Origin of the sequence: Phragmitibacter flavus (assembly GCF_005780165.1) — a bacterium.
Lineage (GTDB): Bacteria > Verrucomicrobiota > Verrucomicrobiia > Verrucomicrobiales > Verrucomicrobiaceae > Phragmitibacter > Phragmitibacter flavus.
On the sequence record NZ_VAUV01000011.1, the window covers coordinates 81,063 to 96,571 of the forward strand.

Sequence of the window (15,509 nt, forward strand, 5' to 3'; positions counted from 1 at the left end):
GACCTCAAATAAACTTCTTCACTTGACCCAATACCCACGCCAGCCTGACTCTTTCCCTTGACTGGCCTTTAACCTGCTCACCCATCGGTTGACACCCAGCCATCCCCTTTTAAGCTGCACCCCCTTTTTCAACATCGACCATCCATGAGCACTGAGGCCACCAACAAGCCGGTTTACAATCTTAAGAATCCGTTTTTCGCCAACCTGATTCGCGCCCATGACCTGACCGGCCCCGGTGCTGCCAAAAACACCCGTCATTACGAAATCGACCTCAGCGGCTCCGGCATGGAGTTCATCCCCGGCGACTCCCTCGCCATCCTGCCCACCAACGATCCGAATCTCATCGACAGCCTTCTCACCGCCCTCAATTTCAGCGGTGATGAAATGGTTGAAAACCCCAAAGGCGAGCAAGTCTCCATTCGTCAGGCGCTGTTCGAAAGCTACTCCATCACCGAAGTCGACACCAAACTGCTGCGTGCCCTCGCCGAAAAGACCGGCCACAGCTCCCTCGCCACCCTGGTTCTGCCTGATCAAAAAATTCGTCTCAAAGAATACCTCTGGGGCAAAGACGTGTTCGACATCATCCAGGAAAATCCCGGCACCCACTTCGAAGCCGCCGAATTCGTCACGCTGTTGCGCCGACTCAACATTCGTCTCTATTCGATCTCCTCCAGCCTCGCGGCCTACCCGGAGCAGGTGCATCTGACCGTCGCCACCGTCCGCTACGAAAGCCAGGGCCGCGCCCGTGGCGGGGTCTGCTCCACCTTCCTGTCCGATCGCATTGACGAAACCACCAAGTTCCCCACCTTCATCAAAGCCGGTGCAGGATTCCGCCTCCCGGCTCCAGAAGACGAAACCCCCGTCATTTTCTGCGGACCCGGCACCGGCATCGCCCCGTTCCGCGCTTTTCTTCAGGAACGCAAAGCCACCGCCGCCAAAGGCAAAGCCTGGCTTTTCTTCGGCGAAATCAACCGCTCGACCTGCTTCTTCTACGAAGACGAATTCAACGGTTATCTCGCCGATGGCACCCTGGCCAAACTCGACGTCGCCTTCTCCCGCGATCAGGAGCAAAAACTCTACGTTCAACACAAGATGCTGGAGAACAGCAAAGAGCTGTTCGAATGGCTCGAAGCCGGCGCCATCTTCTACATCTGCGGCGATGCCTCACGCATGGCCGTCGATGTCGACAACGCCCTTCGCGACATCGTTGCCAAAGAAGGCGGCAAATCCCCCGAAGAAGTCGACGCCTACATGGAAAATCTCAAGAAGTCCAAGCGCTACCGCAAAGACGTCTATTGATTTGATCCAAATGGGAGAAGGGACATTCCTGTCCCTTTCCTCTCGTTGATCCAAACAAGGCTCGAGACGAGCCTTCTACTTTCGGGGCCTTGCGCGACGCGGCGAACCAGGGCAACATCCATTTGCCAGCCATGCCAAATGGGCAGTTCTCTCCCATTACGCAAATCTGTCTGCGGCGTGGTCTAATTCGACTCTTACCATCCCACCGTCAAGACGTCTGCTCGGGCTCTCACTTCACCACCGCCACCGCCTCAACCTTCTTCGTCCCTTTCAGCATGCCCTGAACTGATTTCGGATAAACCCCGATCACCACAATCGCCGCCGTCAACACCGCCAACGTCACCCGTGACAAACGGCTCAACTTGATCGTCGGCGTCGCTCCATCCGGCTTCGCATACAACACCAGGATCACCTTGAAATAATAATAGAATCCCGTGATCGCGCCGATCACCGCCAAAGCCAATACCAAATAACTGCCATCATACGCCGCTGAAAAAATCACCAGCATCTTGCCCATGAACCCCGCCGTCAACGGCAACCCCGCCAGCGACGCCAGCGCCAGCATCAAAGCCCCCGCCAACACCGGACACTTCTTCGCCAATCCCGTCAAGCTCACGATCTCATCACTCAATCCCTGCGCACGAGCGGCACTCAACACCAGGAAGCACACAAAGGTCATCGGCACATAAGTCGCCAGATAGAACGCCGCAATCTCTGCCGGGCTGAACCCACTCACCGAATGCCGGCTTCCCAGCGCCAGCAACAAAAAGCCCGCATGTGCGATGCTCGAATACGCCAGCAACCGTTTGAAATTGGTCTGCCTGATCGCCGCAAAGTTCCCCACCAAAATCGTCACCCCCGCGAGGATCAACACAAACTGGGTCAGAGGTTGCCCGACCACCGATCCACCCACCACCAGGCTCTCAAACACCCGCGTTAAAACAATCACCCCGCTCGCCTTCGAGCCCACCGAAAGAAAGGCCGTCACCGGCGTTGGTGCGCCCTGATAAACATCCGGAACCCAAATTTGAAACGGCACGGCCGCCACCTTGAACCCGAGCCCCGCCAGCACCAGAACCGACGCAAACAAAGGGGCCGTCACGCCACCTTCCCAATTCACCAGTTTTTCACTGATCCCCGCCAGCGTCGTTTGTCCCGTCAACCCATACAACCAGGCCATTCCGTAAACCAGCAATCCCGTGCTCAGCGCCCCTAGAATGAGATATTTCACGCCCGCCTCGAGCGACAACGCATTGCGCCGCATGAACGACACCAGCACATAAAAGCTGATCGTCACCAGCTCCAGCGCCACAAAAATCGTGATCATGTCCACCGCTGACGCCATCACCATCATGCCCACACAAACAAACAACGGCAGACAGAAGAACTCCCCCAATCCCGCCTCCTTCGTCTGCTCCGGCTTGGCCGAAACGAACTGGTTGATCACCGATGCATATTCCAGCGACAACACGATCACCACCAACGTGCTCACCAACGCCAAACCCTTGTAAAACAACGCCAGCCGGTCCACCACATAAAACTCCTGCATCCCCGCAGGCACCGCACCTCCCGCCAGACCCGTCACCAACAAAACCAAAGCCGCCGCGACGCCAGCGATCGCGATGTAGGCGATGCTTTTACGCGGGATAAACGAAAACGACTCCGCCACCAGCAGCAGCAGGCCGAGAACGCCAAGTCCTAGTTCTAAAGAAAGTGTATTCATCAAAGAAAAGACAACGACAGCCAAAGGTTCACTTAAAGCCCAACGCACCGAGCGAGAACTGCATCAAATTCAACAACAAGCCAGGCTGACATCCCACCACCAACAGCACCCCAGCCAGCACCACCAATGGAATCCGCTGCGAGATCCCTGGATCACTCACAAAAATCCCGCTCACTGCCTTGCCAAAGAAAATCTTGCGATACGCCCGCAACATATACACCGCACTGATCACCACACCCCAAAGAGACAAGATGGTCGCCACCTGCAAAAAGGTAAATCCTTCAGCCGCATCGAAATCCTTGAACGCCCCCAGAAACACCAGCACCTCGCCCGCGAAGTTCGCCAGTCCCGGCAACCCGATGGAAGCAAACGCTGCAATCCCAAAGACCAAGCTCAAGAACGGCGCATTGCCTGCCAACCCGCCCAACTTCTCAAACTCCAAAGTCCCGGCCTGACTGCGCAACTTCCCACAAAGCAGGAACAGCAAGGCAATCGAGATCCCGTGTGCAAACATCAGCAACAACGCCCCATTCACGCCCAGCGCATTTCCCGCCGCAAGGCCGAGGAAAATGTAGCCCATGTGCATGACGCTCGAATTGGCCAGCAATCCGTCCAACCGGCGCTGATGAATGGTCACCAATCCCATCACCAAAATGTTGCCCAGCAACATGTAAAGCAGCGCATGCTGAATCCAGGTCGCCTGCGCCGCTTCCGGCAGCAAGGGCATCGCGATCCGGATCAATCCATACAAACCAAACTTCTTCAACACCCCAGCATGCAACATCGCCACCGGCGTCGGAGCCGCCGCATAAGCCGGAGCTGCCCAACTATGAAACGGGAACAAACTCACCAACGTTCCAAAGCCTATCAACAAGGTGAAATAGGTCGCCTCCACCCACCACTTCGCATAACCCGAATCCGCCGTCACCGGCTCAAGCGCCAGCAAATCAAACGTGATCTTGTTGTCTGGACTGCACAACCACACCAACCCCGCCAATCCCGCCAGCAGAATCAGACTTCCCGCCCCCAGATACAAAGTGATCTTCCACGCCACCGCCTTACGATCCCCGTAGCCATACAGTGCGATCATCAAGAACGTCGGAATCAACGCCAGCTCATGAAACGCGTAGATGAAAAACAGATCCGTGCAAAGAAACGCTCCGAAAGCCCCGCCCGCAATCAGCAGCGAAGCGATGTAATAAATCGCATCCTTGCCCACCGTGCTCCACACCGCCGCCATCGTCACCAGCGCGGTCAAAAGCGCCAACGTCAAACTGATCCCGTCCGCTCCCACCGCAAACTGAATGTGCGGCTGATCCAAAACGGTAAACGCACTCTTGAATGCCATCCCTCCTTCAAGACCCATCCCTTGATACTGCCAGATCAAACCCAGCACCAGCAGCAGGTTCACCCCCGACGCCAGAATGGAGGTGATACGTCCGGGCGCACCCAGCCACACCGCAAGGGCGGCCAGCAGAGGAAGCAGAATGATGATTTGCAGAATCACAAGGAAACAACGCTATGACTTCGCCGCGAAAAACACGGCCAGATAAACCGCCACGACAATGCCGAGGCCCAACAAAAAGGTGTAAGTCTGCAAACTGCCCGACTGCATCCTACGAAATCCTCCGCCCAACACATTCACCAATGCCGTTGGCAGTCGAACCGTCACTCCATCCACAAAAATATGCTCAAACGCATTCACCAGCCAGGCCAGCCGATCCTGCCCATACTTAACGATCCCGGCATACAGTTCATCAAAGTAAAACTTGTTCGCCAGCAACGGCAGATTCACCGGGTCTTTGTCCTTCCCGACATAAGTGCGCATCCCCAACAAAAACCCAATGATCAACACCACAATCGAGGCCACCATCACCACATAATACCCTTCACCATGCCCATGCGGAGCCAAAGCCTGCAAAGGCCCGGTGAACAAATGCGAAGCAGATGCCAGCGATGGAATTGCCAGTAACACCAGCGGAATGATCATCAACACGGGAGCCTCATGCGCATGATCCGCATCCTTACTCCGAGCCTTGCCACAAAATGCCACCACCACCAGACGCGTCATGTAAAACGCCGTGAGCAACGCCGTAAACAGCCCAATCAAAAACAACACCTTGTTCTGACCATAGGCCGCCACCAAGATCGCCTCCTTGCTGTAAAATCCACTGGTGATGAACGGCACGCCCATCAACGCCGCCGTCCCAATCACAAACGTGATGAACGTCACCGGCATCTTCTTGCGCAATCCCCCCATCTTCCACATGTCCTGCTCATGATGGCAGGCATGAATCACCGCTCCAGCCCCGAGGAACAACAGCGCCTTGAAAAACGCATGGGTATACAGATGGAACATGCTCTCCTCCGGCGACCTCAAGCCCACCGCCATCACCATGTAACCCAGCTGCGACAAGGTCGAATACGCCAGCACCTTCTTGATGTCGTTCTGCTGCAACGCGATCAATGCCGCCATCAACGCCGTGATGCCACCAATCCACGCAATCGTGATCGTTGCCACCCCGCCCGGCAGGAAAAGAAAATCGACCCGCACCAGCATGTAAACCCCGGCCGCCACCATCGTCGCCGCGTGAATCAAAGCCGAAACCGGCGTCGGACCTTCCATCGCATCCGGCAACCACACATGCAGCGGAGCCTGCGCACTCTTGCCCACTGCCCCGAGGAAAATTCCCAATGCTGCCAGCGTAAAAATCGCCGAAGAGTTTTCCGAAGCATGCTTCAACGGACTGGACGCCACCTCCATGGAATCCTTCAACCCTTCAAAGGACAAATCCCCACTGCCCAACGCAAACAAAATCAAAATGCCCGTCATGAACCCAAAGTCACCAATGCGGTTCGTCAAGAACGCCTTCTTCGCCGCATCGCTCGCCTCAGGTTTTTTGAACCAATGTCCAATCAACAAATAACTGCTCACCCCAACCAGTTCCCAGAACAGGAACATCATCAAAAGGTTGTCAGCAAACACGATCCCGATCATCGAGAACATGAACAACGACAACGCCCCGAAAAACCGCGCCTTTGCATCGTCGTCCTTCATGTAGGCCATCGAATACAAATGCACCAGGAAACCGACGAAGGTGACGATGAACAACATCCCGCGGCTCTGACGATCCACCGTAATCCCAATGTGCGCCTGAAAATCCCCCACGTTTAAAAAGGGCAGCAAGGGAAACGTTGCATCATCCGCACCCAGCAACATGCACGAGGCCACCAAGATGATCAGCGCCACCCCGGTGCTGATCACGTGCGCCACATTTTTCAGCAAGCCGTGGGCCAGCATGATCGTCAGCGCCGACATCAACGGCAGCAGCAGGATGGTGCCTGTTAACGATTGAAGTTTTGATAAATCCGGGTCCATGCAATCAACAACCTTAGCCTTTCATCTTCTCCACCGCGCCGATATCGACACTCTGTTTCGCACGATACAGCGCCACGATGATCGCAAGTCCAACGGCGACTTCTGCGGCTGCCACCGTGATGGTGAAAAACACCAGCGCCTGCGCACTGTAGTCGGGCAATCCATCCACCAGATTGAATCGGGAAAATGCCACCAAGGTCAGATTCGCCGCGCTCAACATCATCTCCAGACACATGAAGATGGTCAAGATGTTGCGCCGCGCCACCACCCCTGTTAGCCCGATGGCAAACAGAAGACCGCTGACAAACAAGTAGTGGTTAAGGGTGATCATGTCTTCAATGTTCGCTCATCTCGATTCAGCTAACTTCCTTCTTGCTCATGATCACCACCCCGACGGTGCTGACCAGCAACAGAACTCCAACCAACTGAATCTGAAAGTAATAGCGGTGGAACAACTCCTCACCCACCAGCTTCGCATCCGGCAATGTCCGCTCCTGCAAATCCGTCTTGATCGTCTCAATCTTCGCCTTCTCAGCCGCCACCACGTAGTCAATCGGCACATCCGCCAGAGTCTTCTCACCCGCCTTGTGCTCATTCAAGATCACCGCCAGTTGCACTCCAAAAACCAACGCCAGTCCAATCCCGCCCACCACCGCTGCCACATTCGGCTTGCGACCTTCTTCAGCCTTGATGTCCAGCAACATGATGATGAACAAAAACAGCACCATCACCGCCCCGGCATAAACCAGGATCTGAATGATCCCAATGAAGTAGGCGTCCAGACTGATGAACAACGCCGCCAATCCCACAAAGCTCATCACCAGCGACAGCGCACTCGCCACCGGGTTCCTGCAAATCACCACCATCGCCCCAAAGCCGAGCGTGACGATTGCAAAAAGATAAAACAGGGCAGCAGGCATAGGTTAAAAGTCGGAAGTCGGAAGTCGGAAGTCGGAAGTGCCAGAAAGCCAGATGACGTCATCATGCCGTCCAGTGATCAACACCAAACAACTTCCGACTTCCGCTTTCCGACTTCCGACTTTCATCTATTTCAGTTCGTTCCACTTGTTGACCAATCCGGTGCGCACGCCGCCGATTTGGTAAAGTTTCGTTTTGTCGTGCACCATCTCCGCACGGGTCTCACCGGTAATCGCATAATCCTTGCGCAGGAAAATGGCCTGCTCTGGACAAACTTCTTCACACATGCCGCAGTAAATGCAGCGGATCATATCAATCGTAAACTGACGCGGCCTCTTCTCCACCTTCGCCCATGGATCATTGGAGGGAATCTCCTCTGGCACGATGGTGATTGCCCGTGGCGGACAAATGAACTCGCACAACTGACATGACACACAGCGCTCCCGGCCATGCTCGTCCGTCACCAATGCAGGAGCCCCGCGATAATGTTCTGGAAGCTGGGAATCCCACTTCTCCTCCGGGTATTGCATTGTCACTTCCGTCCTGCCGCCCACGATGGAGCGAAAGGTGCGCACCGCGTGACCAAAAGTAATCGCCATGCCTCTGGCGAACGTGGAGATAAACCAGCGTTCATGCCATTTCAGCTTGGGGCGTTGAACAACAACAGTAGCCATGACAACAAGTTAGATTTTGAAAAACAACATCAGCACCGCCGTGAGAATCACATTGGCCAGCGCCAGTTCGAAAAACACCAACCAGCCCAGTTTCATCAACTGGTCATATCGGAAACGCGGCAAGGTCCAGCGCACCCAGATGAAAACAATGATGCAAACCACCACCTTGGTCAGGAAGCTCGCAATGTGCAGCAGGCCCAGCCAGAACGGCGTCACCCCGGCCTCATGACTCAATCCCAAATAAGGTGCAAAAGGAATGCTCCAACCGCCGAAAAACAAGGTCACTGCCAATCCCGAACCAATGATCATGGCTGCATACTCACCCATGAAGAACAGCGCAAACTTCATCGAACTGTATTCCGTGTGATAACCCGCCACCAACTCCGTCTCGCACTCCGGCAAGTCAAATGGTGCCCGGTTGGTCTCCGCAAACATCGAGATCATGAAAATCACGAACGAAATCGCAATCGGCACCAGCAGCACCCAGCGTCCTACCGACAAACCATCCCCCCACAATGGCAACAGCAACCAGCCATGCGCATCTTGATACTCCGTCATCTTCGACAGGTTCAGCTCTCCGAAAATCATCAACAATGGCACAATCGAAAGCCCCAGCGAGATCTCATACGAAATCATCTGCGACGAACTGCGCACGCCACCAAGAAACGGATACTTTGAATTGGACGACCACCCCGCCAGCACAATCCCGTAAACCCCCAAGGACGAGATCGCAAAAATAAACAGCGGCCCCACATTCAGATCCGCAATCACCAACGGCACCGGCTCGTAAATCCATGAACTCGTCACCCCGAAATTTGCCAGCCAGCTAAAGTTCAACTCACTGCCGAAAGGAACCACCGCCGCCGTCACCATGGCCGGCACCATCACCAGAGCCGGAGCCAGCCAGAAATAAAACTTGTTCACGTGCGCCGGAGTGAAATCCTCCTTCAGGAAAAACTTCAATCCATCCGCCAACGGTTGAATCAATCCACCGATCCCAAAAATTCCCACGTCCTTCTTGAATCCAAACAGCGTCAACGGAATCCCCGTGCGGTTCGGCCCCACCCGATCCTGAATGATCGCGCTCACCCGACGTTCGGCATACACCGAATAGGCCACCATGGGCAAAATGACCATGAACGCAAAAAACACGATCTTCAACACCGAGGCGATGAGGAAAACGAAGTCGATGGTGGCGAGGGTGAGAGTCATGCCAAACGGACGGCCAAAAAATTGGATACCCCCCATCATGCGATTGAAGCGCCAACCAGCAACCCGAATTTGTGAAAAATTTCACAAGCGCCCGTTTTCAGCCGCTATTCCTGCTGAAAACTTGAGGTTCGACACCGGAATTCCATGATCATCAGGACACATCGCCACTCCGGCAATGAGCGCGACAAACCCACCCCGACCGTTGGTTGACTCCTCCACCCCTGTTCGAGCTTAAAATCGGCCCTTGCGACGCCCACCAAACAAAACCGCACACCCCACCATCGCTAGCAACGCCCGGGATGGTTCTGGGACCGCCACCAACGAAAGATAATCCACATTGATCCATCCCGCATTGCCTCCAGTGCGCACCCACGACAACACGTGCTCCCCCTCACTCAAGGTGCTCACATCAATGCCATTGACCACCATGAGCTGGCCCGCAGCCGTCATTCCTGTCACCGTATGAAACTTCACATCGTTCAAGTAAAAATCGATATCGTGCGTCGTTCCAGGCAACCCCGCACCCTGTCCACCCCCATAAAAATCGACGGTAAATGTCAAACTCTTATCGGTCCCCACCTCATCCGCCCCAAGCTGGAAATAGATATGGTGGGTCGTTGCACCGGAAGTGATCGCACGGGCAAACCCCAAAATGGATGAAGCATCCAGCCACGGCTCCATCCCCGAGGTCCAAAGCTCACCCACCGAGCCACTGATGCCATCCACCGTGGTGTAATCACCGTTCTCCCAATAATACTTGTTATCGACTCGACCTCCCCCCTCCTGCTCAAACTCTCCAGTCCCAGTGTTATCGATCCCGATATAAAAAACCGTCGATGCAGGACTCACCACCACCAACAACGCAAGCGCGATAAAAACGGTCAGTAAACTCTTCATAACAACAACCCCGGCAACGCCAACCTTACAAAAGTCGGCCAAAACGAGTCAACAGTATTCTGCACAGCCCAGCCTCACGCCGAATTCACACCCGTGGGGAAAATGGCCAAAACCACCGCTCATCCTCACCCAACAATCAAACCCTTGGCGATGCGATCCTTCTCGCGTTCCAAGAGCGGAATCGTCTCGCCGGTTTCCATTACCTGAACCCCAAGCTCACCAATTCGCGTCAGCGTCAAACCGGCAAAGATATCCACCTCCGCCGCCAGCCGCTTGAACACATCATCCACCGAATGCAGCCCATTCGACCCACTCACTGCCAGCACCAGATCCCGCAGAATCTCCCAGTCCTCACGCGCATCGCCCGGCGACTCAATCGCCTTGGCAAGCCGCTGCAAACGACCGGTCACGTTGATCATGCTGCCACGCTTCTCCGCATAGGTCGCTCCCGCCAGCACCACATCCGACAACTCCGCCACGGCATTGGCCAGCACATGACTCGAAGCCAGAAACTCCAGCTTCTCCAAATGCGCTTTCTCCAAGCCGATCTTCAGCAGGTTCTCACCCAGGCTCAACACCACACGGATCTTCCCACCAATGATGTCGGCAACGATCCCCTCCAGCCTCGCCCCTGGCTCAATGCCGAGCACCTTGCGAACGCCGTTGCTGTTCGGATTCATGTCCGCTGCGCGCAGGTAGTTGTCCGGCTCCCGCATCCGCGGCACCACATCCACATGCGGCGTTTTCACCGATGCCACCAGCGACTTGAGCAAATACAACTCCTCATTGGTCATGCGGGCGGAGGCAATGATCGCCACCTGATCCGCTGGAACGCTCTTCAGCCCCTCCGCAATCCGCTCAACTGCCTGCTTCCAAGTCGCCGCCTGGTGACGGCCATCCACCTTGATCATCGGCTGCGTCAGACGGAACTCGCTGTTCACATAGTGAAAATCCAAACGCCCGCGATCGCACATCCAGGTGCTGTTCACCTCATTGTTTTCACGCGGCGTCTGACGGTAAATCGTTTCCTGACGTGAACTCACCGTCATGTTGCAACCCCGACCACACTGCGTGCAGATCGTGTTGGTCTCCTTCAAGAACCACACGCGCTGTTGAAAGCGGAAATCGTTCGAAGTCAGCGCCCCCACCGGACAAATGTCCACCGTGTTGAGCGAATAGTTGTTCTCCAAGCGCTTGCCCGGATGCACCGTCAGCGTCGTAAAGCTGCCCCGCTCAGTAAATCCGAGCACCGGATCATCCACAATCTCCGAACAGAACCGGATACAACGCGAACACATGATGCAGCGCTCATCATCCAGTCGGATGCGCGGCCCAATGTCCACATTCTTCGGTTTTTTGACCTTCTCCTCACGGAAATCACTGCCGCCCTTGCCGTGCTCCACACTGTATTCCTGAAGACGACACTCCCCCGCCTGATCACAAATCGGACAATCCAAAGGGTGATTAATCAACAAAAACTCCATCACTCCACGGCGGCATTCCTCGCTCAACTTGCCTTCCGTGCGAATCCCCATGCCGTCCGCCACCGTGTTCGCACAAGCGATCACTGGTCTCGGCATCCAGCCAATCTTGGCAAATCCAGATTCATCCTTTTCCACCTCCTGACCCGGCGTCGGACGCGGCGGCATGCCCATCTCCACCAAACACATCCGGCAATTGCCCGGAGAGGTCAGCTTCGGATGGTAGCAGTAATGCGGCACCAGCGCCTCAACCTGGCGACACGCTTCAATCATGCGTGTGCCCTTGGGGAACTTGTGCCAGCTACCGTTGATTTGCACATTTACCATGTCCACCGGAGGTGGAGTGGCCGGTGCAGCTGGTGCAGGCGTCGCAGTAGTGCTCATAAATAGGAAACAAAGAGGGCAACCCCACTATTTCGCCAGCCACCCAACCATCAAGCTCAATTTGTGAAAAATTTCACAAGCAAAACGTTGAAGGCTCGTCCCGAGCCTTTCATTCCCATTCCCCACCCAAAGCCCGGGACGGACCTTCTACTCTCCACTTTCCACTTTCCACTACCCCGATCCTTTTTACTCGCCCAAATGTCGACGAATCCACTCTGGATCGCGCCGACCATCGATCACAGCCCAAACAACCACCTCATCATCTTCGAACGTGTAAAAAATCGAGAAGGGGAATACCCGCGCGAGAAGTCGATGATAGTCCAGATAAACTCGACGGTGAATTCCCGCTGAAATCCTCAAGCCCTCAATTTCTGCCCTCAAACTGACGGCGAAATAATCTCCAAGCCCGACCTCCTGAGCCTCATAAAACCAAAACCCTTCATCCAAATCGGCGAACGCTTCCTCAGAAATGCGGAGCTTGATCATTTTTTGCCAATCATGAGTTTCGCCTCATCCCAATCAAGTAGGCGCGAATTTCCAGCCGTCACACGCTCACGCCTCGCATCAAGCAACCTTCTCTGCTCCAAAGGAACATCCACTTCATCCGCACGTTCCCTTAAATCCTGCCAGATCGCCTCCATGATCTGAAGCTTCTCACGAAGAGGGAGTTTTGAAACTTCGGCCACACTCATTGTCTTCCATCTTAATTCAGTCGATCGGCCGTGCCAATTCATTCTTGTTGCGTTATCACCCTTTGCCCTTTTTCCCCTTCTTAAATCCATATTTCACCGGCTTCCGATTCATCATCGTCGCATCTTCCGGCAGCCCGGCCTGCTTCTTCAACTCTCGAATCTGATCCCGCAGCAACGCCGCCTTCTCATACTCGAGTTTGCCCGCCGCCTCCGCCATCTCCTGCTCCAGCTCGCGCAACACCTCCGTCACCTCAAATCCACCCGCCTCTTCCTTCACCACCGACTCCTCCACCTGCCGACCCGCCTCCCAACCGTGCAAACTCTCCTGCACCGCCCGCTTCACCGTCTGCGGCGTGATCCCATGTTTTGTATTGTGCCGCTCCTGCCGATCCCGACGATAGGCACTGATGTTCAACAACGCCTGAATGCTGTCCGTCACCTGATCCGCAAACAACACCACTTCGCCATTGATGTGCCGTGCCGCCCGACCCGCCGTCTGCAGCAACGAGGTCTCGCTCCGCAAAAACCCTTCCTTATCCGCATCAAGAATACAAACCAGACTCACCTCCGGCAAATCCAGCCCCTCCCTCAGCAAGTTGATCCCCACCAACACATCAAAACTTCCCGCCCTCAGCGCCCGCAAAATCTCCACCCGCTCGATCGCATCAATATCGCTGTGCAAATAGCGCACCTTGAAATCCAGATTGCGCAAATAATCCGTCAAATCCTCCGCCGTCCGCTTCGTCAATGTCGTCACCAACACCCGTTCGCCCTTCTCAATCCGTGCCCGGCAAAGCTCCATCGTTTCATCGATCTGCCCCTTCAACGGCTTCATCGTCACGACCGGATCCAGCAACCCTGTCGGACGGATGATCTGCTCCACAATCAGCGCCCGGCCCTTCGTCGCTACATCAAACTTCTCCAACGGCTCCGCGCTCCCCGACACCCGCACCGTCGGCTTCGGCAACGCCGCTGAAATCCCACTGTCCTTGTGCTCCTTTTTCGTGTCCCGAAACCCCACGTTCCCCACCACGCTGTTCTCGATCTCAAACCTCCCCGGCGTCGCGCTCACATACAACACCTGCTCCACCTTGTCCATGAACTCAGGAAACCTCAACGGCCGGTTGTCCAACGCACTCGGCAACCGAAACCCATGCTCCACCAGCACCGTTTTCCGCGACCGATCCCCCTCATACATCCCCCCGATCTGTGGCACCGTCGCATGACTCTCATCCAAAAACACCTGCAGCTTCCCTGGAAAAAAATCCAGCAACGTCCCCGGCGTGCCGCCTGTTGGCCGCCCCGTCAAATGCCGCGAGTAGTTCTCGATCCCCTGACAAAACCCCATCTCCTGCATCATCTCGATGTCATACTCCGTGCGCATCCGAATTCGCTGCGCCTCCAGCAACCGCCCTTCCCGTTCAAACAACGCCACCCGCTCATCCAGTTCCGCCCGGATGCTCACAATCGCCCGCTTCAGCTTCTCCATCGGCGTCACAAACTGCTTCGCCGGATTCAAAGTGTAGTTTTGCAACTGATGCATCGCTGCCCCCGTCAGCGGATCGAAAACCGAAATCCGATCGATCTCATCACCAAAAAACTCCACCCGGATCGCCTCATTGTCCAGATACGCCGGAAAAACCTCCACCACGTCCCCCCTTGCCCGGAACTTCCCGCGTGTAAACGCGATGTCATTGCGCTCATACAGCATGTCCACCAGCTTCGTCAAAAACACCTCCCGCTGCATCTGCATCCCCACATGCACCGGCACCATCATCCCTTCATAATCTTCCGGCGACCCCAAACCATAAATGCACGACACACTCGCCACCACAATCACGTCTTGTCTCGATAAAAGCGCCCCCATCGACGACAACCGCAGACGCTCAATCTCATCATTCACATTCGAATCCTTCTCAATGTAAGTATCCGTCCGCGGAATGTAGGCCTCCGGTTGGTAATAATCGAAATAGCTCACAAAATACTCCACCGCATTGTTCGGAAAGAAATTCTTGAACTCCGAATACAACTGCGCCGCCAGTGTCTTGTTGTGCGACATGATCAGCGTCGGTTTCCCCACATTGGCGATAATGTTCGCCATCGTAAATGTCTTCCCCGACCCCGTCACCCCCAGCAACGTCTGATGCATGTTCCCCGCCAGCATCGACTTCGTCAATTTCGCAATCGCCTGCGCCTGATCGCCCTGCGGCGAATACTCCGAATTCAGTTCAAACACCTTGCTCACAAAAGCAGATAACGTTTCGCAGCCCATTCGCAACCGCACAAAGCTCCGATGAAGCTTTCAGGATCTTTATCCCTTATCCTTTATCCTTTATCCTTTCCTGATCTGCCTCTGCCCCTCATAAAGCACAATCCCCACCGACGTCGCCAGATTCAAACTCCGTGTCCCTTCCATCGGAATCCGCAAACAACCCTCCTCAAACTCCTTCAACATCCCCTCCGGCAACCCGCGCGACTCCGGACCAAACACCAGATAACTCCCGTCCGCGAACTCCGCGTCCCAAAACCCCCGCGTCGTTTTTGTCGTCAAAAAAAACATCTTCGCCCCCTCCCTCTCCGCCACCGCCCGCAATTCTTCAAACGACTCCCAAACCACAACCTTCACCTCCTTCCAATAATCCAACCCCGCCCGCTTCAACTGCTTGTCATCAATGCTGAACCCCAACGGCTTCACCAGATGCAACACCGCCCCCGTCGCCAGACACAAACGTCCCACCGCCCCCGTATTGTGCGGAATTTCCGGTTGATAAAGCACCACGTTAAACATCGGTAAATAACCCGCTCCACCCCTTGCACGCCCGGGCGTCCAGCGCCATTAAAATGAAACAT

The 15,509-nt window shown here is 55.2% G+C and carries 14 protein-coding genes; 1 reads left to right on the forward strand and 13 read right to left on the reverse strand.

Going from position 1 to position 15,509, the window contains the following annotated elements; translation table 11 throughout:
- The first annotated feature begins 144 nt into the window (after positions 1-144).
- The gene (locus tag FEM03_RS15610) at positions 145-1,299 is read left to right on the forward strand and encodes a diflavin oxidoreductase (protein ID WP_138087215.1); all 1,155 of its coding nucleotides are present in this window, start codon (positions 145-147) and stop codon (positions 1,297-1,299) included.
- A 229-nt stretch (positions 1,300-1,528) separates the two neighbouring features.
- On the opposite strand, the gene FEM03_RS15615 is transcribed toward FEM03_RS15610, so the two are convergent.
- The 13 genes from FEM03_RS15615 to FEM03_RS15675 form a co-directional block, all read right to left on the reverse strand.
- Positions 1,529-3,022 carry an NADH-quinone oxidoreductase subunit N gene (locus tag FEM03_RS15615; RefSeq protein WP_138087216.1) on the reverse strand — a complete coding sequence of 498 codons (1,494 nt, stop codon included), beginning with the start codon at positions 3,020-3,022 and terminating at the stop codon, positions 1,529-1,531.
- Between the two features lie 28 nt (positions 3,023-3,050).
- Entirely contained in the window at positions 3,051-4,529 is a 1,479-nt protein-coding gene (locus tag FEM03_RS15620) for a complex I subunit 4 family protein (RefSeq protein WP_138087217.1), read from the reverse strand.
- Positions 4,530-4,541: 12 nt separating this feature from the next.
- Complete coding sequence (gene nuoL / locus FEM03_RS15625) at positions 4,542-6,401, reverse strand: NADH-quinone oxidoreductase subunit L (protein ID WP_138087218.1); 1,860 nt, start codon at positions 6,399-6,401, stop codon at positions 4,542-4,544.
- A gap of 13 nt (positions 6,402-6,414) precedes the next feature.
- A complete protein-coding gene (gene nuoK / locus FEM03_RS15630; protein WP_138087219.1) occupies positions 6,415-6,732 on the reverse strand; it encodes an NADH-quinone oxidoreductase subunit NuoK in 318 nt (105 codons plus the stop codon).
- A gap of 25 nt (positions 6,733-6,757) precedes the next feature.
- Complete coding sequence (locus FEM03_RS15635; protein ID WP_138087220.1) at positions 6,758-7,321, reverse strand: NADH-quinone oxidoreductase subunit J family protein; 564 nt, start codon at positions 7,319-7,321, stop codon at positions 6,758-6,760.
- 126 nt (positions 7,322-7,447) lie between these two features.
- Positions 7,448-7,993, reverse strand: coding sequence for a NuoI/complex I 23 kDa subunit family protein (locus FEM03_RS15640; RefSeq protein ID WP_138087221.1), 546 nt, complete (start codon positions 7,991-7,993; stop codon positions 7,448-7,450).
- A gap of 9 nt (positions 7,994-8,002) precedes the next feature.
- Entirely contained in the window at positions 8,003-9,205 is a 1,203-nt protein-coding gene (locus tag FEM03_RS15645) for a complex I subunit 1/NuoH family protein (RefSeq protein ID WP_138087339.1), read from the reverse strand.
- Positions 9,206-9,436: 231 nt separating this feature from the next.
- On the reverse strand, positions 9,437-10,102 hold the full coding sequence (locus FEM03_RS15650) for a hypothetical protein (protein ID WP_138087222.1): 666 nt from the start codon (positions 10,100-10,102) through the stop codon (positions 9,437-9,439).
- A gap of 125 nt (positions 10,103-10,227) precedes the next feature.
- Positions 10,228-11,967: an NADH-quinone oxidoreductase subunit G gene (locus FEM03_RS15655; protein ID WP_166442897.1), complete on the reverse strand. Its 1,740-nt coding sequence runs from the start codon at positions 11,965-11,967 to the stop codon at positions 10,228-10,230.
- Positions 11,968-12,153: 186 nt separating this feature from the next.
- Positions 12,154-12,453: a type II toxin-antitoxin system RelE/ParE family toxin gene (locus tag FEM03_RS15660; protein WP_138087223.1), complete on the reverse strand. Its 300-nt coding sequence runs from the start codon at positions 12,451-12,453 to the stop codon at positions 12,154-12,156.
- Complete coding sequence (locus FEM03_RS15665) at positions 12,450-12,659, reverse strand: addiction module protein (RefSeq protein WP_166442898.1); 210 nt, start codon at positions 12,657-12,659, stop codon at positions 12,450-12,452. The genes FEM03_RS15660 and FEM03_RS15665 overlap by 4 nt, the downstream gene beginning before the upstream one ends.
- A 55-nt stretch (positions 12,660-12,714) precedes the next feature.
- Entirely contained in the window at positions 12,715-14,895 is a 2,181-nt protein-coding gene (locus FEM03_RS15670; protein ID WP_343162113.1) for an excinuclease ABC subunit UvrB, read from the reverse strand.
- A gap of 96 nt (positions 14,896-14,991) precedes the next feature.
- Positions 14,992-15,447, reverse strand: a complete 456-nt coding sequence (locus FEM03_RS15675) for a tRNA (cytidine(34)-2'-O)-methyltransferase (RefSeq protein ID WP_138087226.1) — start codon at positions 15,445-15,447, stop codon at positions 14,992-14,994.
- Positions 15,448-15,509: the final 62 nt, after the last annotated feature.

Bases quoted from the DNA above. Each gene is read 5' to 3' on its own strand.
- FEM03_RS15610 (WP_138087215.1), top strand. From the start codon at position 145: ATGAGCACTGAGGCCACCAACAAGCCGGTTTACAATCTTAAGAATCCG.
- FEM03_RS15615 (WP_138087216.1), bottom strand. From the start codon at position 3,022: ATGAATACACTTTCTTTAGAACTAGGACTTGGCGTTCTCGGCCTGCTG.
- nuoL (WP_138087218.1), bottom strand. From the start codon at position 6,401: ATGGACCCGGATTTATCAAAACTTCAATCGTTAACAGGCACCATCCTG.
- nuoK (WP_138087219.1), bottom strand. From the start codon at position 6,732: ATGATCACCCTTAACCACTACTTGTTTGTCAGCGGTCTTCTGTTTGCC.
- FEM03_RS15635 (WP_138087220.1), bottom strand. From the start codon at position 7,321: ATGCCTGCTGCCCTGTTTTATCTTTTTGCAATCGTCACGCTCGGCTTT.
- FEM03_RS15640 (WP_138087221.1), bottom strand. From the start codon at position 7,993: ATGGCTACTGTTGTTGTTCAACGCCCCAAGCTGAAATGGCATGAACGC.
- FEM03_RS15645 (WP_138087339.1), bottom strand. From the start codon at position 9,205: ATGACTCTCACCCTCGCCACCATCGACTTCGTTTTCCTCATCGCCTCG.
- FEM03_RS15650 (WP_138087222.1), bottom strand. From the start codon at position 10,102: ATGAAGAGTTTACTGACCGTTTTTATCGCGCTTGCGTTGTTGGTGGTG.
- FEM03_RS15655 (WP_166442897.1), bottom strand. From the start codon at position 11,967: ATGAGCACTACTGCGACGCCTGCACCAGCTGCACCGGCCACTCCACCT.
- FEM03_RS15660 (WP_138087223.1), bottom strand. From the start codon at position 12,453: ATGATCAAGCTCCGCATTTCTGAGGAAGCGTTCGCCGATTTGGATGAA.
- FEM03_RS15665 (WP_166442898.1), bottom strand. From the start codon at position 12,659: ATGAGTGTGGCCGAAGTTTCAAAACTCCCTCTTCGTGAGAAGCTTCAG.
- FEM03_RS15675 (WP_138087226.1), bottom strand. From the start codon at position 15,447: ATGTTTAACGTGGTGCTTTATCAACCGGAAATTCCGCACAATACGGGG.